This window comes from Caulobacter sp. GW821-FHT09B11 (assembly GCF_059418205.1).
Map to the genome: position 1 here is coordinate 198350 of NZ_JBWKPK010000004.1, position 22003 is coordinate 220352.

The following is a 22003-nucleotide window of genomic DNA, read 5'->3' on the forward strand; positions in this document are numbered from 1 at the left end:
GAGAGCCTGCGCCCCCTGCCCGGCCGCCCCGCGGTTGGGACTATCGATGGGCGACCCTAGCTTTCCGGACCTGCCCGTGGCCGCCGCCGAATTCGATCCATCCGCCAGCCGAACTTCCGCGCTCGCCGCCCTGCGGGAGATCGTCGGCGAAACCGGCGTCCGCGACGACGAGGCCGCCCGCGTCCTCTACAGCCAGGACATCTTCGCCATCGCCGACGAGACCGTGCTGGCCGTGGTCGCGCCGACCAGCGTGGAGCAGCTGGCGGCCGTCGCCGCGCTGGCCGCGCGCGAGGGCATGGCCCTGGCCCCGCGCGGCGGCGGCATGAGCTACACCAAGGGCTACATCCCCGCCCGCGCCGGCACGCTGAGCCTGGATCTCTCCAGGCTCGACCAGATCGTGCGCATCGACGCGGGCGACATGGTCGCCACCGTCCAGGCCGGCTGCACCTGGAAGACCCTCGACGACGCCCTGGCGCCGCTGGGCCTGCGCGCGCCGTTCTGGGGGCCGATGTCGGGCCTGACCTCGACCATCGGCGGCGGCCTGTCGCAGCAGAACGCCTTCTTCGGCGCCGGCCATTACGGCACGACCAGCGAAAGCGTCGTGGCCCTGACCGTGGTGACGGGCGACGGCCGGATCCTGCGCACCGGCGCGCGCGGGCAAGGCGGCGAGCATCCGTTCTGGCGATTCTACGGGCCGGACCTGACGGGGCTGTTCGGCGGCGACTGCGGGGCGCTGGGGATCAAGGCCGAGGTGACGCTGCGCCTGATCCGCCGGCCGGCGCACGAGGCCTACGCCTCCTTCGCCTTCGCCGACGCCGCTTCGATCATCGAGGCCATGGCCGAGATGACCCGGGCCGGGATCGCCAGCGAACTGTGCGGCTTCGATCCGAACCTGACCAAGGTGCGCCTGCGCCGCTCGTCGCTGCTGAGCGACGTCAAGGTGCTGAAGGACGTAGCCGCCAAGCAGGGCTCGCTGATCAAGGGCGTGGCGGCCGCGGCCAAGATCGCCTTGGCCGGCCGCGACTTCGTCGGGGCCGACGACTATCCGCTGCACGTGATCTGCGAAGGCCGCAGCAAGGCCGGCGTCGAGGCCGATCTCGCCGAAGCCAAGGCCATCGCCAGGCGCTTCTCGGGCCGTGAGATCGAGAACAGCATTCCCCGCATCATCCGCGCCCAGCCGTTCCCGGCGGCCAACTCCATCCTCGGTCCCGGCGGCGAGCGTTGGGCGACCCTGCAATGCGTCGCGCCGCTGTCGCGCGCCGTCGCGATCCACGCGGCGATCGAGGCGGTCTATGCCGAGATGGCGGACGCCTTCGCCGAGCACGGGATCGACACGGCCTTCATGTTCACGGCGTTGTCGACCAACGCCTTCGTCATCGAGCCCACCTTCTACTGGCCCGGCGCACGCCACGCCCTGCACGAGGCGACGATCGAGCCGCACCTGCTGGCCAAGCTGCCGGCCCTGCCGCACGACCCGGCCGCCTTCGCGGTGGTCAGCCAGGCCCGCACCCGGGTGATGGCGATCTTCCAGGCCGAAGGCGCCGGCCACCTGCAGATCGGCCGCGTCTATCCTTATGCCGACAGCCTCGACGAAGCCTCCCGGGCTTTGCTGGAGGCGGTGAAGGCCGCGCTCGACCCGCAAGGCCTGGTCAATCCCGGCGTCCTCGGCCTCGGAGCCAAACCATGAGCACCTACCGCGCCCTCGAACTGCGCCGCTTCGCCCGCACCCTGCGCGAGGCCGCCGACGTGGTGGAGATCCCGATGCGCGCGCCCGGCCCCGGCGAGGTGGCCGTCCGCAACGCCTGGTGCGGGATCAACGGCCTGTTCGACGTGCAGATCGCCCGCAACGCCGTCAGCTACGTCAAAGTCTCCCCGCCGATGCCGATGGGCGTCGAGGCGGTCGGGATCGTCGAGGCGGTGGGCGACGGCGTCACAGAGCTGGCGGTCGGCGACGCGGTGGCCAGCGTCCGCTTCGGCGGCGGCTATCGCGAGATGAACATCGCCGCCGCCTCCACCTTCGTGAAGGTTCCGGCGGCCGACCAGGAGTCGCTGATCCTGGCCTCGACCGGCGTCTCGGCGCACGTGGCCTTTCACCAGATCGGCCAGGCCAGGCCCGGCGAGACCGTGGCGATCTCGGCGGCGGCCGGGGGCCTGGGCCACATCCTGGTGCAGATCGCCAAGGCCCACGGCTGCAAGGTCATCGCCGTCTGCGGCGAGCCGAAGAAGGCGCAGTTCGTGAGGGATCTCGGCGCCGACGCGGTCATCGACTATCGCGCCGAACCGGTCGCCGCCGCCCTGGCCCGCGACTTCCCCGAAGCCTTGGACGTCGCCATCGACACGGTCGGCGGCGAGATCTTCGACGCCTTCGCCGACAACCTGGCCCGCCACGGCCGCCTGGTCGTGGCGGGCGTCGCCCAGGACATGGACGGCGGCGCCGAGATCGTCAGCGCCCCGCGCATCGCCCACAAGCTCTACTACAAGGCCGCCTCGATCCGCGGCTTCATGAACGGCCTGCTGACCGAGCACTGGCCGGCGGCCCGGGCGGACCTCGCGGCGCTGAAGGCGGCCGGCAAGCTGAAGGCCGTGGCCGACGATACGGCGTTCGAGAGCGTCGGCGCGATCTACGACGCGGTGGACTGGCTGAACTCTGGCAGGTCGATGGGCAAGGTGACGGTGAGGCTGTAGCGAGCGCCTTCGGCGCTCGCCCCCTCAGTCGCTCCGCGACAGCTCCCCCAAAGGGGGAGCATTTTCATGGCAAGACGGAAGACCAAATCCTCCCCCTTTGGGGGAGGTGGCCCGGAGGGCCGGAGGGGGTCTAGTGCGGCTCCTCGCCGCCCGAGACGTTGAGGCTCTCGGCGGTGATGTACTTGGCGTCGTCGGAGCACAGGAAGGCCACGGCGTCGGCGGTGTCTTCGGCCTTGCCTGGGCGGCCCAGCGGGATGCGGGCGGCCATGGCGGCGAGGTAGGCCTCGACCGAGGCGGCACCGGTGACCTTGGCGAAGTATTCGTTCTGCCAGGCCCCGAGACCGGTGGTCACGTGGTTGGGGCAGACGTTGTTGACAGTGATCTGGTGCGCGCCCAGTTCGATGGCGGCAGAGCGGGTCAGGCCGACCAGGCCGTGCTTGGAGGCGGTGTAGGCCTGGGCGTGCGGGAAGCCCGACTTGGCCGCCTGGCTGGCGATGTTGACGATCCGACCGCCCTTGCCCTGGGCGATCATCGCCTCGGCGGCGGCCTTCAGGCCGAAGAAGGCGCCGGTCAGGTTGACGTCGATGACGGCCGACCAGTCCTCGGGACGCACCTCCATCAGCGGCTTCATGATGTAGCCAATGCCGGCGTTGTTGACCCAGATGTCGAGCGAGCCGTGGGTGCTCACGGCATGGTCGGCCAGCGCCCGGACCTCCTCCCAGCGACGCACGTCGCAGGGCTGGGTGCTGGCCGACCCGCCGTACTGGCGCAGATCGGCGGCGATCGCCTCCATCTCCTCGGTCCCGCCGATCATCCCGGCTGGCGTCGAAGGATCGACGGGGCGACCAAGATCGGAGACGACAACCGCCGCTCCCTCCTGCGCCAGGCGTCGTGCGATGGCCTCCCCCAGGCCTCCGCGCCGACCGGACCCGGTGACGACCGCCGTCTTGCCCGCGAAACGTCCCGTCATGCTCAGCCCACCTTGTCGGTGACGATGAAGATCGGGTCGGCCAGGGCCTGGAATTCGGCGGCGATCGCCTGCATCGTCGCGCTCGCCACTTCGGCCCCGAAGGCGTCCATGTCGGCGACGTCGATGATCTCGACATATTGGTAGGGCGGCGCGGCCTCGGTCCCCAGCAGGGCCGCCGAACGGAAGACCTCGAACTTGTCGATCGACGCCAGGCCGTTGACGGTGGGCAGGTCGCGTTCCTTGGCCCAGGCCTCGTAATCGGCGGCCGAGACGCCTGGCTTCAGGTTGAACAGGGCGACAATCCGCGTGACGGCCATCGGGCGCTCCCTCCGTTGCGGCTCCAGCGCCGCCGTGAAGATTGAAGCCACATGCTGGATCGCCGCCCCGATGGGCGCGAGCGCCGCGCTCAGACTGTTCGCCTCTTGGAGAAAGCCCCCATGTCCGCTCCCGCAGATTTCCGCTGGCCGGACGGCTCGCGCCTGGCCCTGTCGATCGTCGTCAATGTCGAGGAAGGCGCCGAGCACAACATCCGCGACGGCGACAAGGGCCCCGAGCCGGTCGACGAACTGGGCGCGGTTCCCAAGAAGCCGATGCGGATGCACGGCAGCGAGAGCAACTATCTGTATGGCGTCAAGGCCGGCGCGCCGCGCATCCTGCGGATCCTCGACCAGCACGGCATCGAGGCCACCTGGACGGCCGCCGCCCTCGCCCTGGAACGCGCCCCGGACCTGGCCGCCGCCATCCGCGCCCGCGGCGACGAAGTGGCCGCCCACGGCTATCGCTGGACCCACCAGTTCTGGATGGATGAGGCCAAGGAGCGCGAGTTCATCACCAAGGCCGCCGACTCGATCGAACGGACGATCGGCACGCGTCCCTCCGGCTGGCTGTCGCGCTACCTGCACACCGACCACACCCGCCGGCTGCTGGCCGAGGCCGGGTTCAGCTATCACATGGACGACTATTCCGACGACTTCCCGTTCTGGGATCGGGTCGAGACCTCGGACGGCCAGAGCAAGCCGATGGTGATCCTGCCCTACGCCATGGACTCCAACGACATGAAGTTCTGGCTGGCCCCGTCGCTGACCGCCAAGGACTGGCTGGACTACGCCGTGGCCACCTTCGACGAACTGCACGCCGAGAGCCAGGAAGTCGGGGCGCGGATGATGAGCCTGGGGCTGCACCTGCGGATCATCGGCCGTCCGGGCCGCATCGGCGCCTTCCGCAAGTTCCTGGATCACGTCGCCGCCCACGACGGCGTTTGGATCGCCTGTCGGAGAAAGATCGCCGAGGCGTTCGCGCAAGGGGTCCCGATCGGCGATTGACGGCCAGGGCGATTGTCCTGACATTTCAACGACACGGGCGGCCCAGCCGATCATGACCTATCGCTCGCTGCTCTTCGTGCCCGGCACGCGTCCGGACCGCTTCGGCAAGGCGCTGGACGCCGACGCCGACGCGGTCTGCATCGACCTGGAAGACGCCGTGCCGCCGGCCGGCAAGGTCGAGGCGCGGGCAGCCGCCCTCGCCTTCCTGGGCCAGCCGCGCACCGCCGTGGTCGGCTTGCGGATCAACGGCGTACGTACGCTGGAGGGCCTGAAGGACCTCGTGGCCCTGGCCGACAGCGGCGCCCGTCCCGACTTCCTGATGATCCCCAAGGTCGCCGCGCCCGAAGACCTGCTGACCGCCGGCGAGATCCTGCCGGGCCTTGCGCTGTGGCCGGTGGTCGAGTCGGCCGAGGGCCTGCGCCGGGCCTTCGAGATCTGCGCCGCGCCGGGCGTGGCCGGCGCCCTGTTCGGCGGAGCGGACATGTCGGCCGACCTCGGCTCGACCATGGACTGGGACGCCCTGCTGCTGGGGCGCGGCACGCTGGTCGCCGCCTGCGCCCGCGCCGGCGTCGCCTCGCTGGACGTACCGCACCTGAACCTTTCCGACCCGGACAACCTGGCCGCCTCGACCCTGCGGGCCAAGGCCCTGGGCTTCACCGGCCGGTCCTGCATCCACCCGGCCCAGGTGGCCGCGGTGAACGCCGCCTACACCCCCTCGCCCGCCGAGATCGAGCGCGCCCGGCGCGTGGTCGAGGCTTTCGACGCCGCCGGCGGGGCCGCCGCCCTGCTGGACGGCAAGCTGATCGAACTGCCGGTCATCCGCGCCGCCCGGCGCGTTCTGGAGCGTGGCAGCTGAAAGTGGATGCCGGTTTCAGCGTCCGCCACGCTCAATTTTAGGTGGGAATTTCCCTTCGGGAAATTCCTGCCGCGCTTAGACCTAGGAGACTCCCCCGTGTCGCAGAACTGGAAAGAGGTCGGTCCGCAGCGCTACCGCGAGACCTTCGGCCGCTATTTCGAGGACTTCATCGTCGGCGACGTTTACGAGCACCGTCCCGGCAAGACGGTGACCGAGTACGACAACCACCTGTTCACGCTGCTGACGCTGAACACCCACCCGATGCACTTCGACGCCGAGTTCGCCAAGGCCTCGGAGTTCAAGAAGAACCTGGTGGTCAGCCCCTACACCCTGGCCCTGCTGATCGGCATGAGCGTGACCGACGTCTCGCAGAAGGCCATCGCCAACCTCGGCATGGACGAGGTGAAGTTCAGCGCCCCGGTGTTCGCCGGCGATACGATCTATGGCGAGAGCGAAGTGCTGGCCAAGCGCGAGAGCAAGTCGCGCCCCGGCCAGGGGATCGTCACGATCCTGACGACGGGCATCAACCAGGACGGCACGGTCGTCTGCACCTTCAAGCGCAACATGCTGATCCCGGCGCGCGGCCACGCCGTCGAGGACAAGGTCGGGAACTACTAGGATGAGCGAGATCTCGGAAGCCGACGAACGCGCCATCCTCGACGCCATCGACAAGTGGCTGGAGAAGAAGGTCGCCCCCGTGGCGATGCAGCTCGAGCACGACGACGAGTATCCCCATGCCCTGGTCGAGGACATGAAGGAACTGGGTCTGTTCGGGGCCCTGATCGACCCGGAATACGGCGGCCTGGGGCTGTCGGCCCTGACCTATTCGCGGATCGTCACCAAGATCAGCGCCGAATGGATGAGCCTGACGGGCGTCTTCAACTCGCACCTGATGATGGCCATGGTGGTCCAGAAGTTCGGCACGCAGAAGCAGAAGGATTTCTGGCTGCCCCGCTTCGCTAGCGGCGAGATGCGCGGGTGCCTCGGCCTCACCGAACCGGACGCCGGCACCGACCTGCAGGGCATCCGCACCGTCGCCAGGCGCGACGGCGGCGACTACGTGGTCAACGGCACCAAGACCTGGATCACCAACGCCATCGAGGGCCATGTCTCGGCCCTGCTGGTGAAGACCGATCCGGAAGCCCAGCCGCGCCACAAGGGGATGAGCATGCTCATCACCCCGAAGATCGATCCCGAAACCCGCGCGCCCATCGCCGGCGTCACGAACGGCCGCAAGCTGGAGAAGCTGGGCTACAAGGGCATCGACAGCGGCGAGTTCATCTTCGAGGACTATCGCTGCGACGCCGAGCTGTGCCTGGTCGGCGGCGAGGAAGGCCAGGGCTTCGTCATGGCCACCGGCGGCCTGGAGATCGGCCGCATCAACGTCGCGGCCCGCTCGGTCGGCATCGCCAAGCGCGCGCTGCTGGAAAGCGTCAAATACGCCCAGCTGCGCAAGACCATGGGCAAGCCTATAGCCCAGCACCAGGCCATCCAGCTGAAGCTCGGCGAGATGGCGGCCAAGACCCGCGCCTCGGAGCTGCTCGTGGAAGACGCCGCCAAGGCCTACGACCGCGGCGAGCGCGTCGACATGGAAGCCGGCATGGCCAAGTACTTCGCGTCGGAGACGGCGCTGGAGGTGGCCACCGAGGCCATGCGCATCCACGGCGCCTACGGCTATTCCAAGGAATATCCGATCGAGCGGCTGTTCCGCGACGCCCCGCTGATGTGCATCGGCGAAGGCACCAACGAGATGCAGCGGATCATCATCGCCCGCCAGCTCGTGGCTCGGAACCCGGTCTGATGGCTGACGTTCGCCGCCCGCTCGCCGGGATCAAGGTGCTGGCCGTCGAGCAATACGGCGCCGGCCCCTACGCCACCCAGCTGATGGCCGAGCTGGGCGCCGAGGTCGTCAAGATCGAGGCTCCGGCCATGGGCGGCGACGTCAGCCGCGCCACCGGTCCGTTCTTTCTGGGCGCGGCCGACAGCCAGTTCTTCCAGACCTTCTCGCGGTCGAAGAAGTCCATCGCCGTGGACATCAAGACAAGCGAGGGCCGCGCGGCCTTCGAGCGTCTGGTGGCCGCCGCCGACATGGTGGTCGACAACCTGCGCGGCGACCAGCCCGGCAAGATGCGGCTGACCTATGACGACCTGAAGGCCGTCAATCCGGCCATCGTCTGCGGGCACCTTTCCGCTTACGGGCGCGGCAACAGCCGGGCCGGCTGGCCGGGCTACGACTACCTGATGCAGGCCGAGGCCGGGCTGATGAGCCTGACCGGCGAGCCGGATGCGCCGCCCGCGCGGCTGGGCGTGTCGATGGTCGACTTCATGACCGGGACCATGCTGGCCTTCGGCGTTGTCAGCGCCCTGCTGTCGGCGAGGACGACGGGGCAAGGCTGCGACGTCGACGTCTCGCTGTTCGACGTCGCCTTGCACCAGCTGTCCTATCCGGCCGTCTGGGCGATGAACGAGGGCTACAAGGTCAAGCGCCTGCCGCGCGGCGCTCACCCGTCGATCGCGCCGTCTCAGGCGGTTAAGACGGCCGACGGCTGGGGCCTGGTCATGTGCCAGACGCCGAAGTTCTGGGAGGCGCTGTGCGATCTCGCCGGCGCCGCGCAGTTGAAGGCCGATCCGCGCTTCGCCGACATCCCCAGCCGCCACGCCAACCGACCGGCCCTGAGCGAGGCGATGGACGTGCTGTTTGGGACGCGGACCACGGCCGACTGGACCACCCTGCTCGGCGGCAAGGTTCCGTTCGCGCCGATCCTGGAAATGATGGACGCGCTCGACAACCCGTTCGTGGCCGAGGTCGGCATGCGCGACGTCGTCGCCCATCCTGACCGCGCGGAAGGCTTGGCGATGCTGGCCTGCCCCGTGAAGATCGACGGGGAGCGGATGCCGGGCGCACGCGCGCCGAAGCTCGGCGAACACACCGACGAAGTGCTGGGAGCGATCTCGTGAAGCTGGAAGGCGTCCGCGTCCTCGACCTGTCGTTCTTCCTGCCAGGGCCGATGCTGACCCTGATGATGGCCGACCACGGCGCGGACGTGCTGAAGATCGAGCCGCCCGGCGAAGGCGATCCGGCCCGCGAGATCGGCTATCGCAAGAACGGGACAAGCGTCTGGTTCCGCAACACCAGCCGCGGCAAGCGCAGCCTGCAGGTGGACCTGAAGTCCGCCGAGGGCCGCGCCCTGCTGCTCGACCTGGCCGCGCAGGCCGACGTGGTGGTCGAGGCTTTCCGGCCCGGCGTCATCCAGCGGCTGGGCTTCGACTACGAGGCCGTGAAGGCGCGCAATCCGGGCATCGTCTATGTCGCCATCTCGGCCTTCGGCCAGACCGGCCCCTATCGCGACAAGCCGGCCCACGACATCGCGGTGCAGGCCCTGGCCGGCATGGTGTCGTTGAGCGAAGGCTTCGACGGCAAGCCGACGCCGCCGAACATGCCGGCCGCCGACGCCCTGGCCTCGCTGACCGCGCTGTCGGGCGTGCTGATGGCGCTGCTGCGACGGGAGAAGACGGGCCTGGGCGACTATGTGGATGTCGCCATGTACGACAGCGTGCTGGCCTGGACGCCCAACGTCACCGGCAAGATCTTCGCCACCGGCGAGGCTCACGCGCCTAAGGACGAACGCTCCTGGGGCGGCAACGCCATGTACGGCCTCTACGAATGCGCCGACGGAGCGTGGATCTGCCTGGGCGGCTCGGAGGTGAAGTTCGCCCGCAACCTGCTGGCGGGCCTGGAGCGCCTGGACCTGCTGCCCTACGCCGAGCTTCAGCCTGGCCCCGGCCAGGAGCCGCTCCGAGCCTTCCTGCGCGAGGCCTTCGTCACCAAGACCCGGGCGGAATGGGAAACCTGGTTCGACGGCCGCGACGTCTGCTTCGCGCCGGTGCGGACCCTGAAAGAGGCCTTCGACGATCCGGCCCTGGCCGTGCGGGGCATGCTGTCGCGCGACGCCGATGGCGCCGAGATTGTCGGTACGCCGATCCTGTTCAGCAACGAACCGGCGGTGATCGACCCGGTCCCGCCCGCGCTGGGCGCCGGCCCTGCCGGCTGGCTGAACCGCTGACGGCCAAAGGACGTCATCCCGGCCAGAGCTCCGGGATGACGTTCAGTCGCGGAAGACGTCAGGAACCCGTACGCTCGCGCTCCATCTGGTCGAGCAGCATCGGTCCGGCTTCCATCAGCAGAAACGCGCTGGTCAGTAACAACAGAACACGCATCAGCATGGCGGCTCTCCTGCCTCGCGAACCGTCCCCCGACAGTCCGCGAAAGGAAGGCTGAACCCGTCCCGGCCGCGCGCGACGGGGATTTCGCGTTTGGCCGACTGGCGGACAGCCGCACCGTTGTCCGCTGTGCGCGCAAACCAGAACGCCGCGTCCAAAGGCGGCCGGCGCCGCTGCTAGCGTCGTCGCATGATCGCCGCCGAAGCCCTCGTCGACCACGCCCTTTCCCTGCGCTGGGACGCCCTGCCGGACGCCGTCCAGGCCGACGCCCGCCGGCTGCTGCACGACGCCGTGGCGGTGTGCGCCGCCGGGGCCGGCGCGGCCTATTCCGACGCCATCCTGGCCGCCGCGCGCGGCTGGGGCGGTGAAGGCCAGGGGCTTGTTCTGGGCCGCCCTGGCGTGCGCCTGCCGCCGGCCCAGGCCGCTTTCGTCAACGCCTTCCAGCTGCACGGCCAGGAGTACGACTCAGTCCACGAGAAGGCCGTGCTGCACCCACTGCCGACCATCGTGCCGGCCCTGATCGCAGAGCTGGACCGCTCGGGTCCCTACAGCGGCGAAGAGGTGCTGGCGGCCATGGTCGCGGGCGTCGATGTCGCCATCGCCCTGGGGGTCGCCGCCACGACCGCCCTGCGTTTCTTCCGGCCGGCGACGGCGGGGGTGTTCGGGGCGACGGCGGCGCTGGCGCGGCTGAAGCACCTGCCGCGCGAGACGGCTCTGGACGCCATGGGCTACGCCCTGGCCTTCAGCAGCGGCACCATGCAGGCCCACACCGAGGGCAAGCCCGCCCTGCCCGTCCAGATCGCCGCCGCCGCCCGCTCGGCCCTGCAAGCGATCGATATCGCAGAGATCGGCCTGCCCGGACCGCGCGACTGGCTGGAGGGGCCGTTCGGCTACCTGCCGCTGTTCGAGGCCGGGTTCGATCTGGAACCCGTGCTGGCCGACCTGAAGACCCGCCGCCGCATCGCCGAGGTGTCCTGCAAGCCCTTCCCCACGGGCCGCGCCTGCCACGGCGGGCTGGTGGCCGTGCGCAAGCTGACGACCGAAAACGGCGTCGGGCCGGACGATCTGGAGAACCTGACCTATTCGGCCCCGCCGCTGATCCGCCACCTGGTGGGCCGCGTCGCCAAGCCGGAGATGGACACTGCCTACGCCCGCCTGTGCCTGCCCTATCTGGCCGCCGTCATGCTGACCCGCGGCCGCGTGGGCCTGGACGACTACACGCCGCAGCGCCTCAACGAGGCCGACGTGCTGGCTCTGGCCGCCCGCATCGTCGTTACGAGCGACGGCAATCCCGATCCCGCCGCCTTCGTGCCGGCCCGCGCCATCGCCAAGCTGAAGGACGGTCGAGAGATCGTGCTCGACGTCACCGCCCAGCTCGGCTCACCCGACTTCCCGATGAGCCGCAACGAGCACCTGGAAAAGGCCCGCTCGTGCCTGGCCTTCGTCGGCATGGAGGCCGTCCACGCCCCGCTGACCGACCTCTTCGACCGCTTCGACACCCTGGCCGACGCCCGCGAGGCCTTCCTCCTCGCCAGCGGCGGCTGAGCTCCCCCAAGGTTATCCATGTCCCACCAGACCTACTGGCAGTCGCTCGACTACCCCGCCCTCGTCGCCGACCACCCGATCGGCGATGACTTCACCCAGTTCGCCACCACCACCAGCCGCGACGAGCTGCGCTGGCGGCAGAACCGCCTGTTCCTGCGCTGCGTCGAGCGGGCCTGGAAGACGCCCTTCTACCAGCGTCTGTGGGGTGCGGCGGGCGTCCAGCCCGGCGACATCGGCTCGCTGGACGATCTGCCGGGCCTGCCCAGCTTCGACAAGTCCGACATCATGGCCTCGCTGGAGCGAGCGCCCCCGTTCGGCGACTTCGCCGGCTTCGAGAGCTATCCGGAAGGCCAGCGGCCGCCGGTGATGCTGCACACCACCTCGGGCACCACAGGCTCGCCCCAGGTGCTGCTGTTCGGCCCCAAGAGCCGCGAGGTGCAGAACCTGCTGCTGGCCCGCAACTATCAGTTCCAGGGCCTGCGCCCCGACGACGTGATCCACTCGGTCTACGGCCACGGCATGATCAACGGCGGCCACTATGTGCGCGAGGCCGTCACCCGCTGGACCAGCGCCACCTTCCTGTCGGCCGGCACCGGGGTCGAGACCCGCTCGGCCCAGCAGGTCGAGGTGATGAAGCGCTTCGGGGCCACCGTGCTGGTCGGCTTCGGCGACTACCTCAAGAAGCTGGCCGACACGGCGCTGGAGATGGGCATCGAGCCGGGCCGCGACATTCCCGTGCGGCTGATCTCGGCGCACCTGGGCCGCGAGGACCGGGCGGCGATGGAGAAGGCTTGGGGCGGCGCCAAGTGCTTCGACTGGTACGGCGTGGGAGACACCGGCCTGATCGCCGGCGAAGGCCCCGACCGCGACGGCCTCTATGTGCACGAGGACGCCCACTACCTGGAGATCTGCGACATCGACACCGGCGCGGCCGTGGCCCCGGGCGAGCTGGGCGACATGATCGTCACCTGCCTGTTCAAGGACGACCTCTATCCACTGATCCGCTTCAACACCCACGACGTGACCCGGGCGATCCCCAAGCTCTCGTCGATCGACGTGGTGTTCCAGCGCATCGAGGGCTTCCTGGGTCGCTCGGACAACATGGTCAAGATCCGGGGGATCAACATCTTCCCGCAGGGCGTGGGGGCGATGCTGGAGCACGCGCCCGCCTTCGCGGGCGAGTTCATCTGCCGCGCCCGCCGCGACGCCACCGGCCGCGACAGCTTCGCGGTGACCGCCGAGACCACGGCCGATACGGCCGAATGGCGAGATATCGCAAGCTTCTACGGCGAAATCCTCAAGCGCAAGATCGGCATCGAGGTCGAGGTCGAGCTAGCTCCCAAGGGCGCGACGGCGGGCCTGACCCAGATCGACGTGCGCCAGAAACCGATCCGCCTGATCGACGAGCGCTACTGAGGTGGCCGGCTTTTCCGACCCCATCCTCGCGGCCGGCGTGGCGGGCCTGCCGGCGCTCTATGCGTCGGGCGTCAGCCCCGTCGACGTGACCGAGGCCTACCTTGCGCGCATCGAGCGGCTGAACCCGGCGATCAACGCCGTGGTCGAGCTGGACCCCGCCGGCGCTCGCGCCGAGGCCCGGGCCAGCGCCAAGCGCTGGGCCGAGGGGAAGCCGCTGTCGCCGATCGACGGCGCACCGGTCGCCGTGAAGGCCAATATCGCCGTCGAGGGTCTGGTCCACAGCGCCGGGATCAAGGCCTACGCCCGCAACGTCGCGCCGGCTGACGCGGCCTGCGTCGCGCAGCTTCGGGCCGCCGGGGCGGTGATCCTCGGCACGCTGAACATGCACGAGGCCGCGCTGGGCGCGACCAACGACAACGTCTTCCTGGGGCGCTGCGAGAACCCGCACCGCGCCGGCTTGACGCCCGGCGGCTCGTCGGGGGGCTCGGCCGCGGCCGTGGCGGCGGGGCTGTGCGCCGCGGCCCTGGGCACCGACACCATGGGCAGCGTGCGGCTGCCGTCGTCCTATTGCGGCGTGGTCGGCTATAAGCCGGCCCTGGGCGCGATCGCCACCGACGGGGTCACGGCCCTGTCCTGGACGCTGGACCACGTGGGCGTCCACGCCCGCTCGGCGACAGACGCGGCCCTGGTCGCCCAGGCCTGCGGCGTGGAGGCCACGCCAGCGCGAGACGAGCGGCCGCTGGCGGTGCTCGACCTCGACGGCCTGGTGCAGCTGGAGCCGGCGGTGGCGGAGAATTTCGCCCGCACGCTGGAAGCCCTGACGGCCGCCGGCTGGCGGCTGGAGAAGCTGCGGATCGACGACCTGGACCTCGGCGCCCAGCGCCGCGCCGGCCTGCTGATCAGCGAGGTCGAGGGCGGCGTCGAGCATCGCCGCGCCCTGGCGTTGGACCCGGAGGGCTTTACGCCAGAGCTCCGCTCGCTGCTGGCCTGGGGCGCGCGCCAGACGCCGGCCAAGCTGGCCGAGGCCTATCGCCTGCTGACTGAGACCAGGCAAAAAATCCTCGCTGCGACAGCGCCCTATGCCGGACTTCTGACGCCGACGACGCCGCAGCAGGCCTTCGCCTTCGACGGCGCGGTTCCCGCCAACCAGGCCGACCTGACGGCGCTGGGTAATGTGCTGGGCGCGCCGGCCTTCGCCCTGCCGGCCGGCGAGGCCGACGGTTTGCCGCTGTCTCTACAGGTGATCGGTATGACCGACGGCGCTACCCAGGCGCTGGCCGCACGGCTTTCCGAAGCCCTGCCTTCAGCCGCCGTTCCGGAGGCCTTCCGATGACCGCTTTCGCCGACGGGGCGCTGACCCTGACCATCGACGGCGACGTCGCCACCCTGGCCTTCGACCGCCCGGCCAAGCGCAACGCCATCAGCCTGGCCATGTGGCGCGCCCTGACCGACGCCTGCGCGGCCTTCGCCGCCTCGGACGCCAAGGTGCTGATCATCACCGGTCGGGGCGGCCATTTCGCAGCCGGCGCCGACATCGGCGAGTTCGAGGCGGTCTATGCAACACCGCAGAGCGCGGCCGACTACAACGCCGCCATCGCGGCCGGGATCGGGGCGATCGCTGGCTTGGAAAAGCCGGTGCTGGCCGCCATCGAAGGCGCCTGCGTCGGCGGCGGCCTGGCCGTGGCCCTGGCCTGCGACCTGCGCATCGCCGCCTCGGACGCACGGCTGGCGATCACCCCGGCCAAGCTCGGCCTGACCTACAGCCTGGAAGACACCAAGCGGCTGGTGGACGCCGTCGGCGCCTCGGCGGCCAGGGACATCCTGTTCACAGGACGGCTGCTGGGGGCGCAGGAGGCGCTGCGGCTGGGCCTGATCGATGCGGTCGAGGCGGATGTTCCGGCGGCGGTGGCGGCCAAGGCGACCGAGATCGCGGCGGCCTCGCAGCATTCGGTGCGGGCGATCAAGGCGACGATCCGGGCGATCCTCGCCGGCGCCGTCGAGGACGACGCGGCGACACGGGCGGCTTTCGTGGCCTCGGTTTCGGGGCCGGATTTCATCGAGGGCCGGACGGCGTTCCTGGCGAAGCGGAAGCCGGTGTTTCCGGAGCGGTGAGCCCCTATCGTCCCTCTCTCATCGAGAGAGGGAGGGGCCCGCGCCGCAGGCGTGGGAGGGTGAGAGGTTACACTCTCACCGGATGAGGCGCGGTCGTTCAGCGTATTCCTGGCTGGCAGAACCTTTGACTTTTCAGAGCGATGTGGTGCTCTATTGAAGCCGGCCGCATCGCATTGGGATCTACCTGCAAGCGGTGAAACCTCTCACCCTCCCACCGCTTCGCGGCGGGCCCCTCCCTCTCTCTAAGAGAGAGGGATTTGGTTTGCGCCCCTACCGCTGCAGCTCCACCAGCTCGTACCAGGTCTGCATGTACCCCCCGACGCCACCCTTGACGAACAGCGAGTCATCGTCGGCCGTGACCCACATGTCGTAGGTCGGGTGCTCGCCGTCCTTGCTGACCATGCCGCCGTCCTCGCCGAGGAAGCGGAAGTGGCGGCAGGCGAAGGTTCCGGCCGGCGTCGTCGCCTCCTCGTCGCCGACATATTCCAGCGTGATGCCGCTCTCGACGATCTGCGGCGGGGTGGCGCCGCGGTGATCGACCGAGGGCAGGAAGACCCGCAGCTTGCGCTTGTGCGGGCCCTTGGACACGTCGATCACCTTGCACATGTAGGCGTCGCCGATGATCGGGTGGGTGCCGAAGCCGTCGAAATGGCCGTTCATCGGCACGCGCTGCGACAGGCGGCCGATCGACGGGCCGTAGCTCTCGCACTCGATGAAGTCCTCGCCGAAGCGGAACCAGCCCGAGCCCATGAACTTGTCCCCGACCGTCAGGCGCAGGTGGAAATCCATCGGCCGGTTGTTCTCGTCGAGGGAGTAGACGGCGTCGCGCAGGACGGTGGGATCCGGCTCCTCGATCTCGCACTGGGCGCGGATGGTGACCTTGCCGTCGGTGTGGCGGGTCATGGAGAAGTGCTCGCGGCCCCGCTCCTGGCCTTCGCGGCCCGGCTTGCGCGAGGTGTAGAGGATCTTGCCGCGGATGGTCTGGTGCTTCATCGCCCCGCTCCTCAGAACGCCGCCAGGCCGGTGATCGCCCGGCCCAGGATCAAGGCGTGGACGTCGGCCGCGCCTTCGTAGGTGTTGACCGTCTCGAGGTTGGCCGCGTGGCGCATCACGTGGCTGGCGCCGGAAATGCCGGCCCCGCCGTGGATGTCGCGGGCCTCGCGGGCGATGATCAGGGCCTTGCCGCAGTTGTTGCGCTTCAGCAGGCTGATGGCTTCCGGCACCCAGTCGCCGGCGTCGAGGCGGCGGCCCAGGGCCAGCGCGCCTTCGAAGCCCAGGGCGATCTCGGTCTGCATGTCGGCCAGCTTCTTCTGGATCAGCTGGCGGGCGGCCAGCGGACGGCCGAACACGACGCGATCGGCGACATAGGCCGCGCTGGTCTCCAGGCAGAAGCGCGCCGCGCCCATCGCCCCCCAGGCGATGCCGTAGCGGGCCTTGTTGAGGCACGAGAACGGCCCGCGCAGGCCCTTGACGTTCGGCAGTATGGCGTCAGCCGGCACCAGCACGTCCTGCAGCACGATCTCGCCGGTGATCGAGGCGCGCAAGCTGAGCTTGTCGTCGATCTTCGGGGTGGTGAAGCCTTCGGTCCCGCGCTCGACGAGGAAGCCGCGGATTTCGCCGTCGAGCTTGGCCCAGACCAGGGCGACGTCGGAGATCGGGCTGTTGGTGATCCACATCTTGGCGCCGTTCAGCACGTAGCCGCCATCGACCTTGCGGGCCACGGTGCGCATCGAGCCGGGGTCGGAGCCGCCGTCGGCTTCGGTGAGGCCGAAACAGCCGATCAGCTCACCGCGCGCCATGCCCGGCAGCCACTTGCGCTTCTGCTCTTCCGAACCGAAAGCGTAGATCGGGTACATGACCAGCGACGACTGCACGCTCATCGCCGAGCGATAGCCGCTGTCGACGGCCTCGATCTCGGCGGCGGCCAGGCCGTAGGCCACGTGGCTGACGCCAGCGCCGCCGTATTCCTCAGGCAGGGTCGAGCCGAGCAGGCCCAGTTCGCCCATCTCGGTCATGATCTGGCGATCGAAGCGGCCGTCGGCATAGGCCGAGACCACGCGCGGCAGCAGTTGCTCCTGCGCATAGGCGCGGGCGGCGTCGCGGATCAGGCGCTCGTCCTCGGTCAGGCGGGCGTCGAGGGCGAGCGGATCCTTCCAGTCGAAGGCGGCGGTCTGGGGAGCGGCGTCGAGGGGCATCGTAGTCCTCCGGCGGCCGGAAATGACCGCACAGCAATTGATCTGAACTTCCGCCTTTCTAGCCGGGGGCCTCGCGCCTACCCCGGTCGCCGCTGGATTTGACCGGGAGGCGATTAGGTTGGGTGGCCAAGTGGGCGGCAAGACGCTCGTCGAGAAGGTGATCGCCAAGGCCGCGGGCCTGCCGAGCGTGCGCGCCGGCGACCTCGTGACGGCCAAGGTGGATCTCGCCTTCGCGCACGACAGCAGCGGCCCGCGCCGCTGGCGTCCGCTGCTGGAAGAGCTGGGCGTGGGCCTATGGGACCCGTCCAAGGTGGCCATCGTCTCCGACCACTACGTGCCGGCCGTGGACGCGGAATCGGCTGCGATCCTGAAAGGGACGCGCGACTTCGCCCGCGACTATGGTGTGTCGGCCTTCTTCGACATGGTCGGCATCTGCCACCTCGTCCTTCCCGAGCACGGCCTGATCCGGCCGGGCGCCTTCATCGCCGGCGGCGACAGCCACACCCCGACGGCCGGGGCCTTCGGGGCCTATGCGGCCGGCTACGGCGCTACCGACATGGCCGCCATCGCCGCGACCGGCGAGACCTGGCTGGCCGTGCCGGAGACGATCCGCATCGAATGGACCGGCGCTTTCCAGCCCGGGGTGACGGCCAAGGACGTCATGCTGTTCCTGTGCCGGGAACTGGGCATGGACAACGCCTTCAAGGCGGTGGAATTCGCCGGCCCGCTGGTCAAGGCGATGCCGATGGCCGAGCGCATGGTGCTGGCCAACATGGCCGCCGAGCTGGGCGCCGAGACTGGGGTCGTGGCGCCGGACGCCGTAACCTTCGCCTATCTGGCCGCCCGCGGCGCGCCGGTGACCGACGAGGCAGCGGCCCTGGCGCTGCATTCAGATCCCGACGCGACCTACGCCGCCATCCACCGCTTCGACGCGTCGAGCCTCTCGCCGCAGATCGCCGCCCCGCACTCGCCGGCCAACACCCGCGACGCCACCGAGTTCGGCGAGGTCCGCATCGACCAAGCCTATATCGGCGCCTGCGTCGGGGCCAAGATCGAGGACCTGCGAATGGCCGCCGACGTGCTGCGGGGGCGCCGCGTGGCCCCCGGCGTGCGGCTGCTGGTGGCGCCGGGCTCGGCCCGCACCGCAGAACTCGCCGCGCGCGAAGGCGTGATGGAGACCCTGCTGGCGGCCGGCGCGGTGCTGATGCCGTCGGGCTGCGGGGCCTGCGCAGGCATGGGCGCGGGAATCCTCGCCGAGGGCGAGACCTGCATCTCGTCGACCAACCGCAACTTCCAGGGCCGGATGGGCCATGCGGGGGCGAACGTCTATCTCGGCTCGCCCTACGCCGTGGCCGCCGCCGCCACGGCCGGCCGTATCGTCGATCCCCGCCCCTATCTGACGGGAGCCGCCTGATGTCCCGCGCCTTCGTCTTCGGCGACGCCATCGACACCGACCTGCTCGCCCCGGGCAACCTGATGAAGCTGCCGCCGGCCGAGCTGGCGCAGCATTGCCTCAAGGCGATCGCGCCCGACTTCGCCAGCACCGTGCGGCCCGGCGACGTGGTGTTCGCCGGCGCGAATTTCGGCCTCGGCTCGTCGCGCGAGCAGGCGGCCGTCTCCCTTCGACTCCTTGGCGTCTCTGCGGTGCTGGCGACTTCGTTCGCCCGCATCTTCTACCGCAACGCCATCAACCTCGGCTTGCCGGCCTTCGTGTTTCCCCAGGTCGGCGAGATGACGGACGGCGATCGGATCCTTCTGGATCCGGTCGCTGGACGCCTCGAGAACATCACCACGGGCAAGACCTACGCCTTGACGCCGATCCCGCCGCACTTGATGGCGATGATCGACGACGGCGGCCTGATCCCACACCTGAAACGACGCCTGAAGGGAGCCGCCGCATGAGCCTGCGCGACCGCCTCGCCCAAGACACGCCGCTGCTGGCCCCCGGCGCCTACGACGCCCTGTCGGCCCTGCTGATAGAGCAGGCCGGGTTCGAGGCCATCTACCTTTCCGGCGCCTCGATCGCCTACACCCAGCTGGGCCGGCCCGACATCGGCTTGGTGTCTTTCGATCACGTGGCCGACGTGGTCGGGCGGGTGTCCGAGCGCGTCTCTCTGCCTTTGATCGTCGACGGCGACACCGGCTTCGGCAACGCCGTCAACGTGCAGCGAACGGTGCGGATATTCGAGCGCATGGGGGCTTCGGCCATCCAGCTGGAAGACCAGACCTTCCCCAAGAAGTGCGGACACCTGTCGGACAAGGGCCTAGTCTCGACCCAGGAGATGTCGGGCAAGATCCGCGCGGCGCTCGATGCGCGGGCCAGCGACCAGACCCTGATCATCGCCCGCACCGATGCGATCGGCGTCGAGGGCTTCGAGGCCGCGCTCGACCGCGCCCACGCCTATGTCGAGGCCGGCGCTGACGTGCTGTTCGTCGAGGCCCCGCGCACCATCGGCGAGATGAGCGCCATCGCCCACGCCTTCGCCGGGCGGGTGCCGCTGCTGGCCAACATGGTCGAGGGCGGCAAGACCCCGCTGCTCGACGTGACGGAGCTTGGCAATATCGGCTTCAAGCTGGTGATCTCGCCCGGCGCCCTCGTGCGCGCCCTGGTGCCGACGGCCGAGGCCTTCCTGGCCAGCCTGAAGGCCAATGGCGCGACCCGTCCATTCGCAGAGCGGATGATCGACATGGGCGGGGTGAACGACCGCATCGGGCTTGCTGAAATGGCCCGGACCGGCGCGGCCTACGCCGCCGGCTGAGTGGAGCGTCAGATGCAGGCCGATCCCAACCTCTACGACCATTGGCCCTATCGCGACCGGCCCAAGATCGTCTGGCCGGACGGCAAGAAGCTGGCCTTCTGGATCGCGCCCAACATCGAATATTACGAGTTCGATCCGCCCAAGAACCCGCAGCGTCCCGGCTGGCCCAAGCCCTCGCCGGACGTGGTCGGCTACTCGCAGCGCGACTGGGGCAACCGGGTCGGCCACTGGCGGCTGATGGAGCTGCTCGACAAGTACGGCATGCGCGGCTCGATCTCGCTGTCGGTGGGCCTGCTCGATCACCATCCGGAGATCATCGAGGCCTGCGTGGCGCGGAACTGGGAGTTCTTCAGCCACGGCATCTACAACACCCGCTTCTCATACGGCATGGACGAGGCTCAGGAGCGGGCGGTGATCGAGGATTCGATCCGCTCGGTCGAGGCCGCCACCGGCCAGCGGATCCGGGGCTACCTGGCCCCTGCCCTGACCCACACCGAGAAGACCTTCGACCTGCTGGCCGAAAACGACTTCTGGTACACCTGCGACCTCTTCCAGGACGACCAGCCCCAGCCGGTGAAGACCAAGACCGGCAAGCTGATCTCGATGCCCTATTCGCTCGAGGTCAACGACGTCATCACCTACGGCGCGCTGTCGATGAGCCCCTGGCGCTACGCCGATGTGCTCAAGCGCCACTTCGACCAGTTGCTGAAAGAAGGCGAAAAGTCGGGCACGGTGATGTGCATTCCGCTGCACGCCTATCTCGTCAGCCAGCCGCACCGCATCCGGCCGTTCGAGGAGGCCCTGCGCCACATCGCCGGCCACGACGAGGTGTGGATCACCACGGCCCGCGAGATCGCGCAGCACTATCGCGATAACTACTTCGACCAGACCGTAGCCGACATCGCCGCGCGCGGCCTGGCCACGCCGGGAACGGGGTTTACCCATGCCGCTGCCTGACGAACACCTGACCTATCCGCACCGCTCCTATGGCATGGACCAGGACCGCTACGCCTGGCGCCCCTCGACCGCGCGCGCGCCAATCGCTCTACCGAGCGGCGCGGCGGTGGCGGCGATGATCGTCGTGCCGATCGAGCACCATCCGCTCAATCCGCCCGGCAAGCCGTTCAAGCACCCCGGCGCGATGGTCACGCCCTATCCGGACCTGCGCCACTACACGACGCGCGACTACGGCAACCGGGTGGGCGTCTACCGCATCCTCGACGCCCTGAAGGCGGCTGGGCTGAAGGCGACCTTCCCGATCAACGCCGACCAGCTGGAGCGGTTGAAGCCGCTGGTCGAGGCGATCCTGGCCGACGGCCACGAGATCGCCGCCTATGGCCTGTCGACCACCCACATCCACTGGGGCGGGCTGGATCGCGAGACGGAGGCCGCCTGGGTCTCCGAGGTCCGGGCGCGGTTCGATGCCGCCGGTTTGAAGCCGCGCGCCTGGCTGAGCCCGGCCCGGCAGCAGTCGTTCGCGACGCTCGACCTGATCCGCGCGGCCGGCTTCGACATCTGCCTCGACTGGGAACAGGACGAGGTCCCGGTGGCGATGAAGACCGACGCCGGCGAGGTGATCGGCCTGCCGCTGTCCAACGAACTCGACGACCGCGCGCTGATGATCGACCGCCGCCAGACGGAGGACGAGTGGGCGGGTCAGGTGCTTGAGGCGGCTTCTTATCTGGCCGACGGCGCCGGACGGTTCGGCGGGCGGGTGCTGGGGTTCACCCTGACGCCTTATGTGACAGGGCAACCGTTCCGGATCTCGGCCTTGCGGCGGTTGTTGGCGGGGGTGGGGGATTTGGGCGTGCGGGCGATGACGGCGAGCGAGATGGCCGGGGCGTAGCCGCCTGCGGCGGCCCCCTCAGTCGCTCCGCGACAGCTCCCCCAGAGGGGGAGCATCTTGATCCGCTGACTAGATC

Annotated in this window: 21 protein-coding genes; 17 read left to right on the forward strand and 4 right to left on the reverse strand. The window is 69.6% G+C overall.

Annotated features, from left to right (window positions below; all coding sequences use genetic code 11):
• Positions 1-46 precede the first annotated feature (46 nt).
• Positions 47-1687: an FAD-binding oxidoreductase gene (locus tag AC07N1_RS04470; RefSeq protein ID WP_494670707.1), complete on the forward strand. Its 1641-nt coding sequence runs from the start codon at positions 47-49 to the stop codon at positions 1685-1687.
• Positions 1684-2685 (forward strand): zinc-binding dehydrogenase, encoded by a 1002-nt coding sequence (locus AC07N1_RS04475; RefSeq protein WP_494670708.1) that lies wholly within the window; start codon positions 1684-1686, stop codon positions 2683-2685. Before AC07N1_RS04470 ends, AC07N1_RS04475 begins: the two co-directional genes overlap by 4 nt.
• A 130-nt stretch (positions 2686-2815) precedes the next feature.
• Here the strand turns inward: AC07N1_RS04475 and AC07N1_RS04480 are convergent, their stop codons facing one another.
• Positions 2816-3655, reverse strand: a complete 840-nt coding sequence (locus AC07N1_RS04480) for an SDR family NAD(P)-dependent oxidoreductase (protein WP_494670709.1) — start codon at positions 3653-3655, stop codon at positions 2816-2818.
• 2 nt (positions 3656-3657) lie between these two features.
• Positions 3658-3972 (reverse strand): RedY/HapK family protein, encoded by a 315-nt coding sequence (locus tag AC07N1_RS04485; RefSeq protein WP_494670710.1) that lies wholly within the window; start codon positions 3970-3972, stop codon positions 3658-3660.
• A 120-nt stretch (positions 3973-4092) separates the two neighbouring features.
• On the opposite strand from AC07N1_RS04485, the gene AC07N1_RS04490 reads away from it, so the two are divergent.
• From AC07N1_RS04490 to AC07N1_RS04535, 10 genes are all read left to right on the forward strand, one after another.
• Positions 4093-4977, forward strand: a complete 885-nt coding sequence (locus AC07N1_RS04490) for a polysaccharide deacetylase family protein (protein WP_494670711.1) — start codon at positions 4093-4095, stop codon at positions 4975-4977.
• A gap of 52 nt (positions 4978-5029) precedes the next feature.
• Positions 5030-5833: an HpcH/HpaI aldolase/citrate lyase family protein gene (locus AC07N1_RS04495; RefSeq protein ID WP_494670712.1), complete on the forward strand. Its 804-nt coding sequence runs from the start codon at positions 5030-5032 to the stop codon at positions 5831-5833.
• 96 nt (positions 5834-5929) lie between these two features.
• On the forward strand, positions 5930-6451 hold the full coding sequence (locus AC07N1_RS04500) for a MaoC family dehydratase (RefSeq protein WP_101715660.1): 522 nt from the start codon (positions 5930-5932) through the stop codon (positions 6449-6451).
• Between the two features lies 1 nt (position 6452).
• Complete coding sequence (locus AC07N1_RS04505) at positions 6453-7634, forward strand: acyl-CoA dehydrogenase family protein (protein ID WP_494670713.1); 1182 nt, start codon at positions 6453-6455, stop codon at positions 7632-7634.
• A complete protein-coding gene (locus AC07N1_RS04510; protein ID WP_494670714.1) occupies positions 7634-8791 on the forward strand; it encodes a CaiB/BaiF CoA transferase family protein in 1158 nt (385 codons plus the stop codon). The genes AC07N1_RS04505 and AC07N1_RS04510 overlap by 1 nt, the downstream gene beginning before the upstream one ends.
• Positions 8788-9897 (forward strand): CaiB/BaiF CoA transferase family protein, encoded by a 1110-nt coding sequence (locus tag AC07N1_RS04515; protein ID WP_494670715.1) that lies wholly within the window; start codon positions 8788-8790, stop codon positions 9895-9897. The genes AC07N1_RS04510 and AC07N1_RS04515 overlap by 4 nt, the downstream gene beginning before the upstream one ends.
• Positions 9898-10243: 346 nt before the next feature.
• Positions 10244-11599, forward strand: a complete 1356-nt coding sequence (locus AC07N1_RS04520; RefSeq protein ID WP_494670716.1) for an MmgE/PrpD family protein — start codon at positions 10244-10246, stop codon at positions 11597-11599.
• A gap of 18 nt (positions 11600-11617) precedes the next feature.
• Positions 11618-13015, forward strand: coding sequence for a phenylacetate--CoA ligase family protein (locus AC07N1_RS04525; RefSeq protein ID WP_494670717.1), 1398 nt, complete (start codon positions 11618-11620; stop codon positions 13013-13015).
• A 1-nt stretch (position 13016) separates the two neighbouring features.
• Positions 13017-14348 carry an amidase gene (locus AC07N1_RS04530; protein ID WP_494670718.1) on the forward strand — a complete coding sequence of 444 codons (1332 nt, stop codon included), beginning with the start codon at positions 13017-13019 and terminating at the stop codon, positions 14346-14348.
• Positions 14345-15127 carry an enoyl-CoA hydratase/isomerase family protein gene (locus AC07N1_RS04535; protein ID WP_494670719.1) on the forward strand — a complete coding sequence of 261 codons (783 nt, stop codon included), beginning with the start codon at positions 14345-14347 and terminating at the stop codon, positions 15125-15127. Before AC07N1_RS04530 ends, AC07N1_RS04535 begins: the two co-directional genes overlap by 4 nt.
• A gap of 270 nt (positions 15128-15397) precedes the next feature.
• Here the strand turns inward: AC07N1_RS04535 and AC07N1_RS04540 are convergent, their stop codons facing one another.
• Positions 15398-16120 carry a hypothetical protein gene (locus AC07N1_RS04540; protein WP_494670720.1) on the reverse strand — a complete coding sequence of 241 codons (723 nt, stop codon included), beginning with the start codon at positions 16118-16120 and terminating at the stop codon, positions 15398-15400.
• Positions 16121-16131: 11 nt separating this feature from the next.
• On the reverse strand, positions 16132-17322 hold the full coding sequence (locus AC07N1_RS04545) for an acyl-CoA dehydrogenase (protein ID WP_494670721.1): 1191 nt from the start codon (positions 17320-17322) through the stop codon (positions 16132-16134).
• Between the two features lie 118 nt (positions 17323-17440).
• On the opposite strand from AC07N1_RS04545, the gene AC07N1_RS04550 reads away from it, so the two are divergent.
• Genes AC07N1_RS04550 through AC07N1_RS04570 form a run of 5 tightly spaced genes read left to right on the forward strand, consistent with a single transcriptional unit; the run spans position 17441 to position 21927 of the window.
• A complete protein-coding gene (locus tag AC07N1_RS04550; RefSeq protein WP_494670722.1) occupies positions 17441-18736 on the forward strand; it encodes an aconitase/3-isopropylmalate dehydratase large subunit family protein in 1296 nt (431 codons plus the stop codon).
• Complete coding sequence (locus AC07N1_RS04555; protein ID WP_232793070.1) at positions 18736-19224, forward strand: LeuD/DmdB family oxidoreductase small subunit; 489 nt, start codon at positions 18736-18738, stop codon at positions 19222-19224. Before AC07N1_RS04550 ends, AC07N1_RS04555 begins: the two co-directional genes overlap by 1 nt.
• Complete coding sequence (locus tag AC07N1_RS04560) at positions 19221-20081, forward strand: isocitrate lyase/PEP mutase family protein (RefSeq protein WP_494670723.1); 861 nt, start codon at positions 19221-19223, stop codon at positions 20079-20081. Before AC07N1_RS04555 ends, AC07N1_RS04560 begins: the two co-directional genes overlap by 4 nt.
• 12 nt (positions 20082-20093) lie before the next feature.
• Positions 20094-21038: a polysaccharide deacetylase family protein gene (locus AC07N1_RS04565; protein WP_494670724.1), complete on the forward strand. Its 945-nt coding sequence runs from the start codon at positions 20094-20096 to the stop codon at positions 21036-21038.
• On the forward strand, positions 21025-21927 hold the full coding sequence (locus AC07N1_RS04570) for a polysaccharide deacetylase family protein (protein WP_494670725.1): 903 nt from the start codon (positions 21025-21027) through the stop codon (positions 21925-21927). Before AC07N1_RS04565 ends, AC07N1_RS04570 begins: the two co-directional genes overlap by 14 nt.
• The last annotated feature ends 76 nt before the right edge of the window (positions 21928-22003 follow it).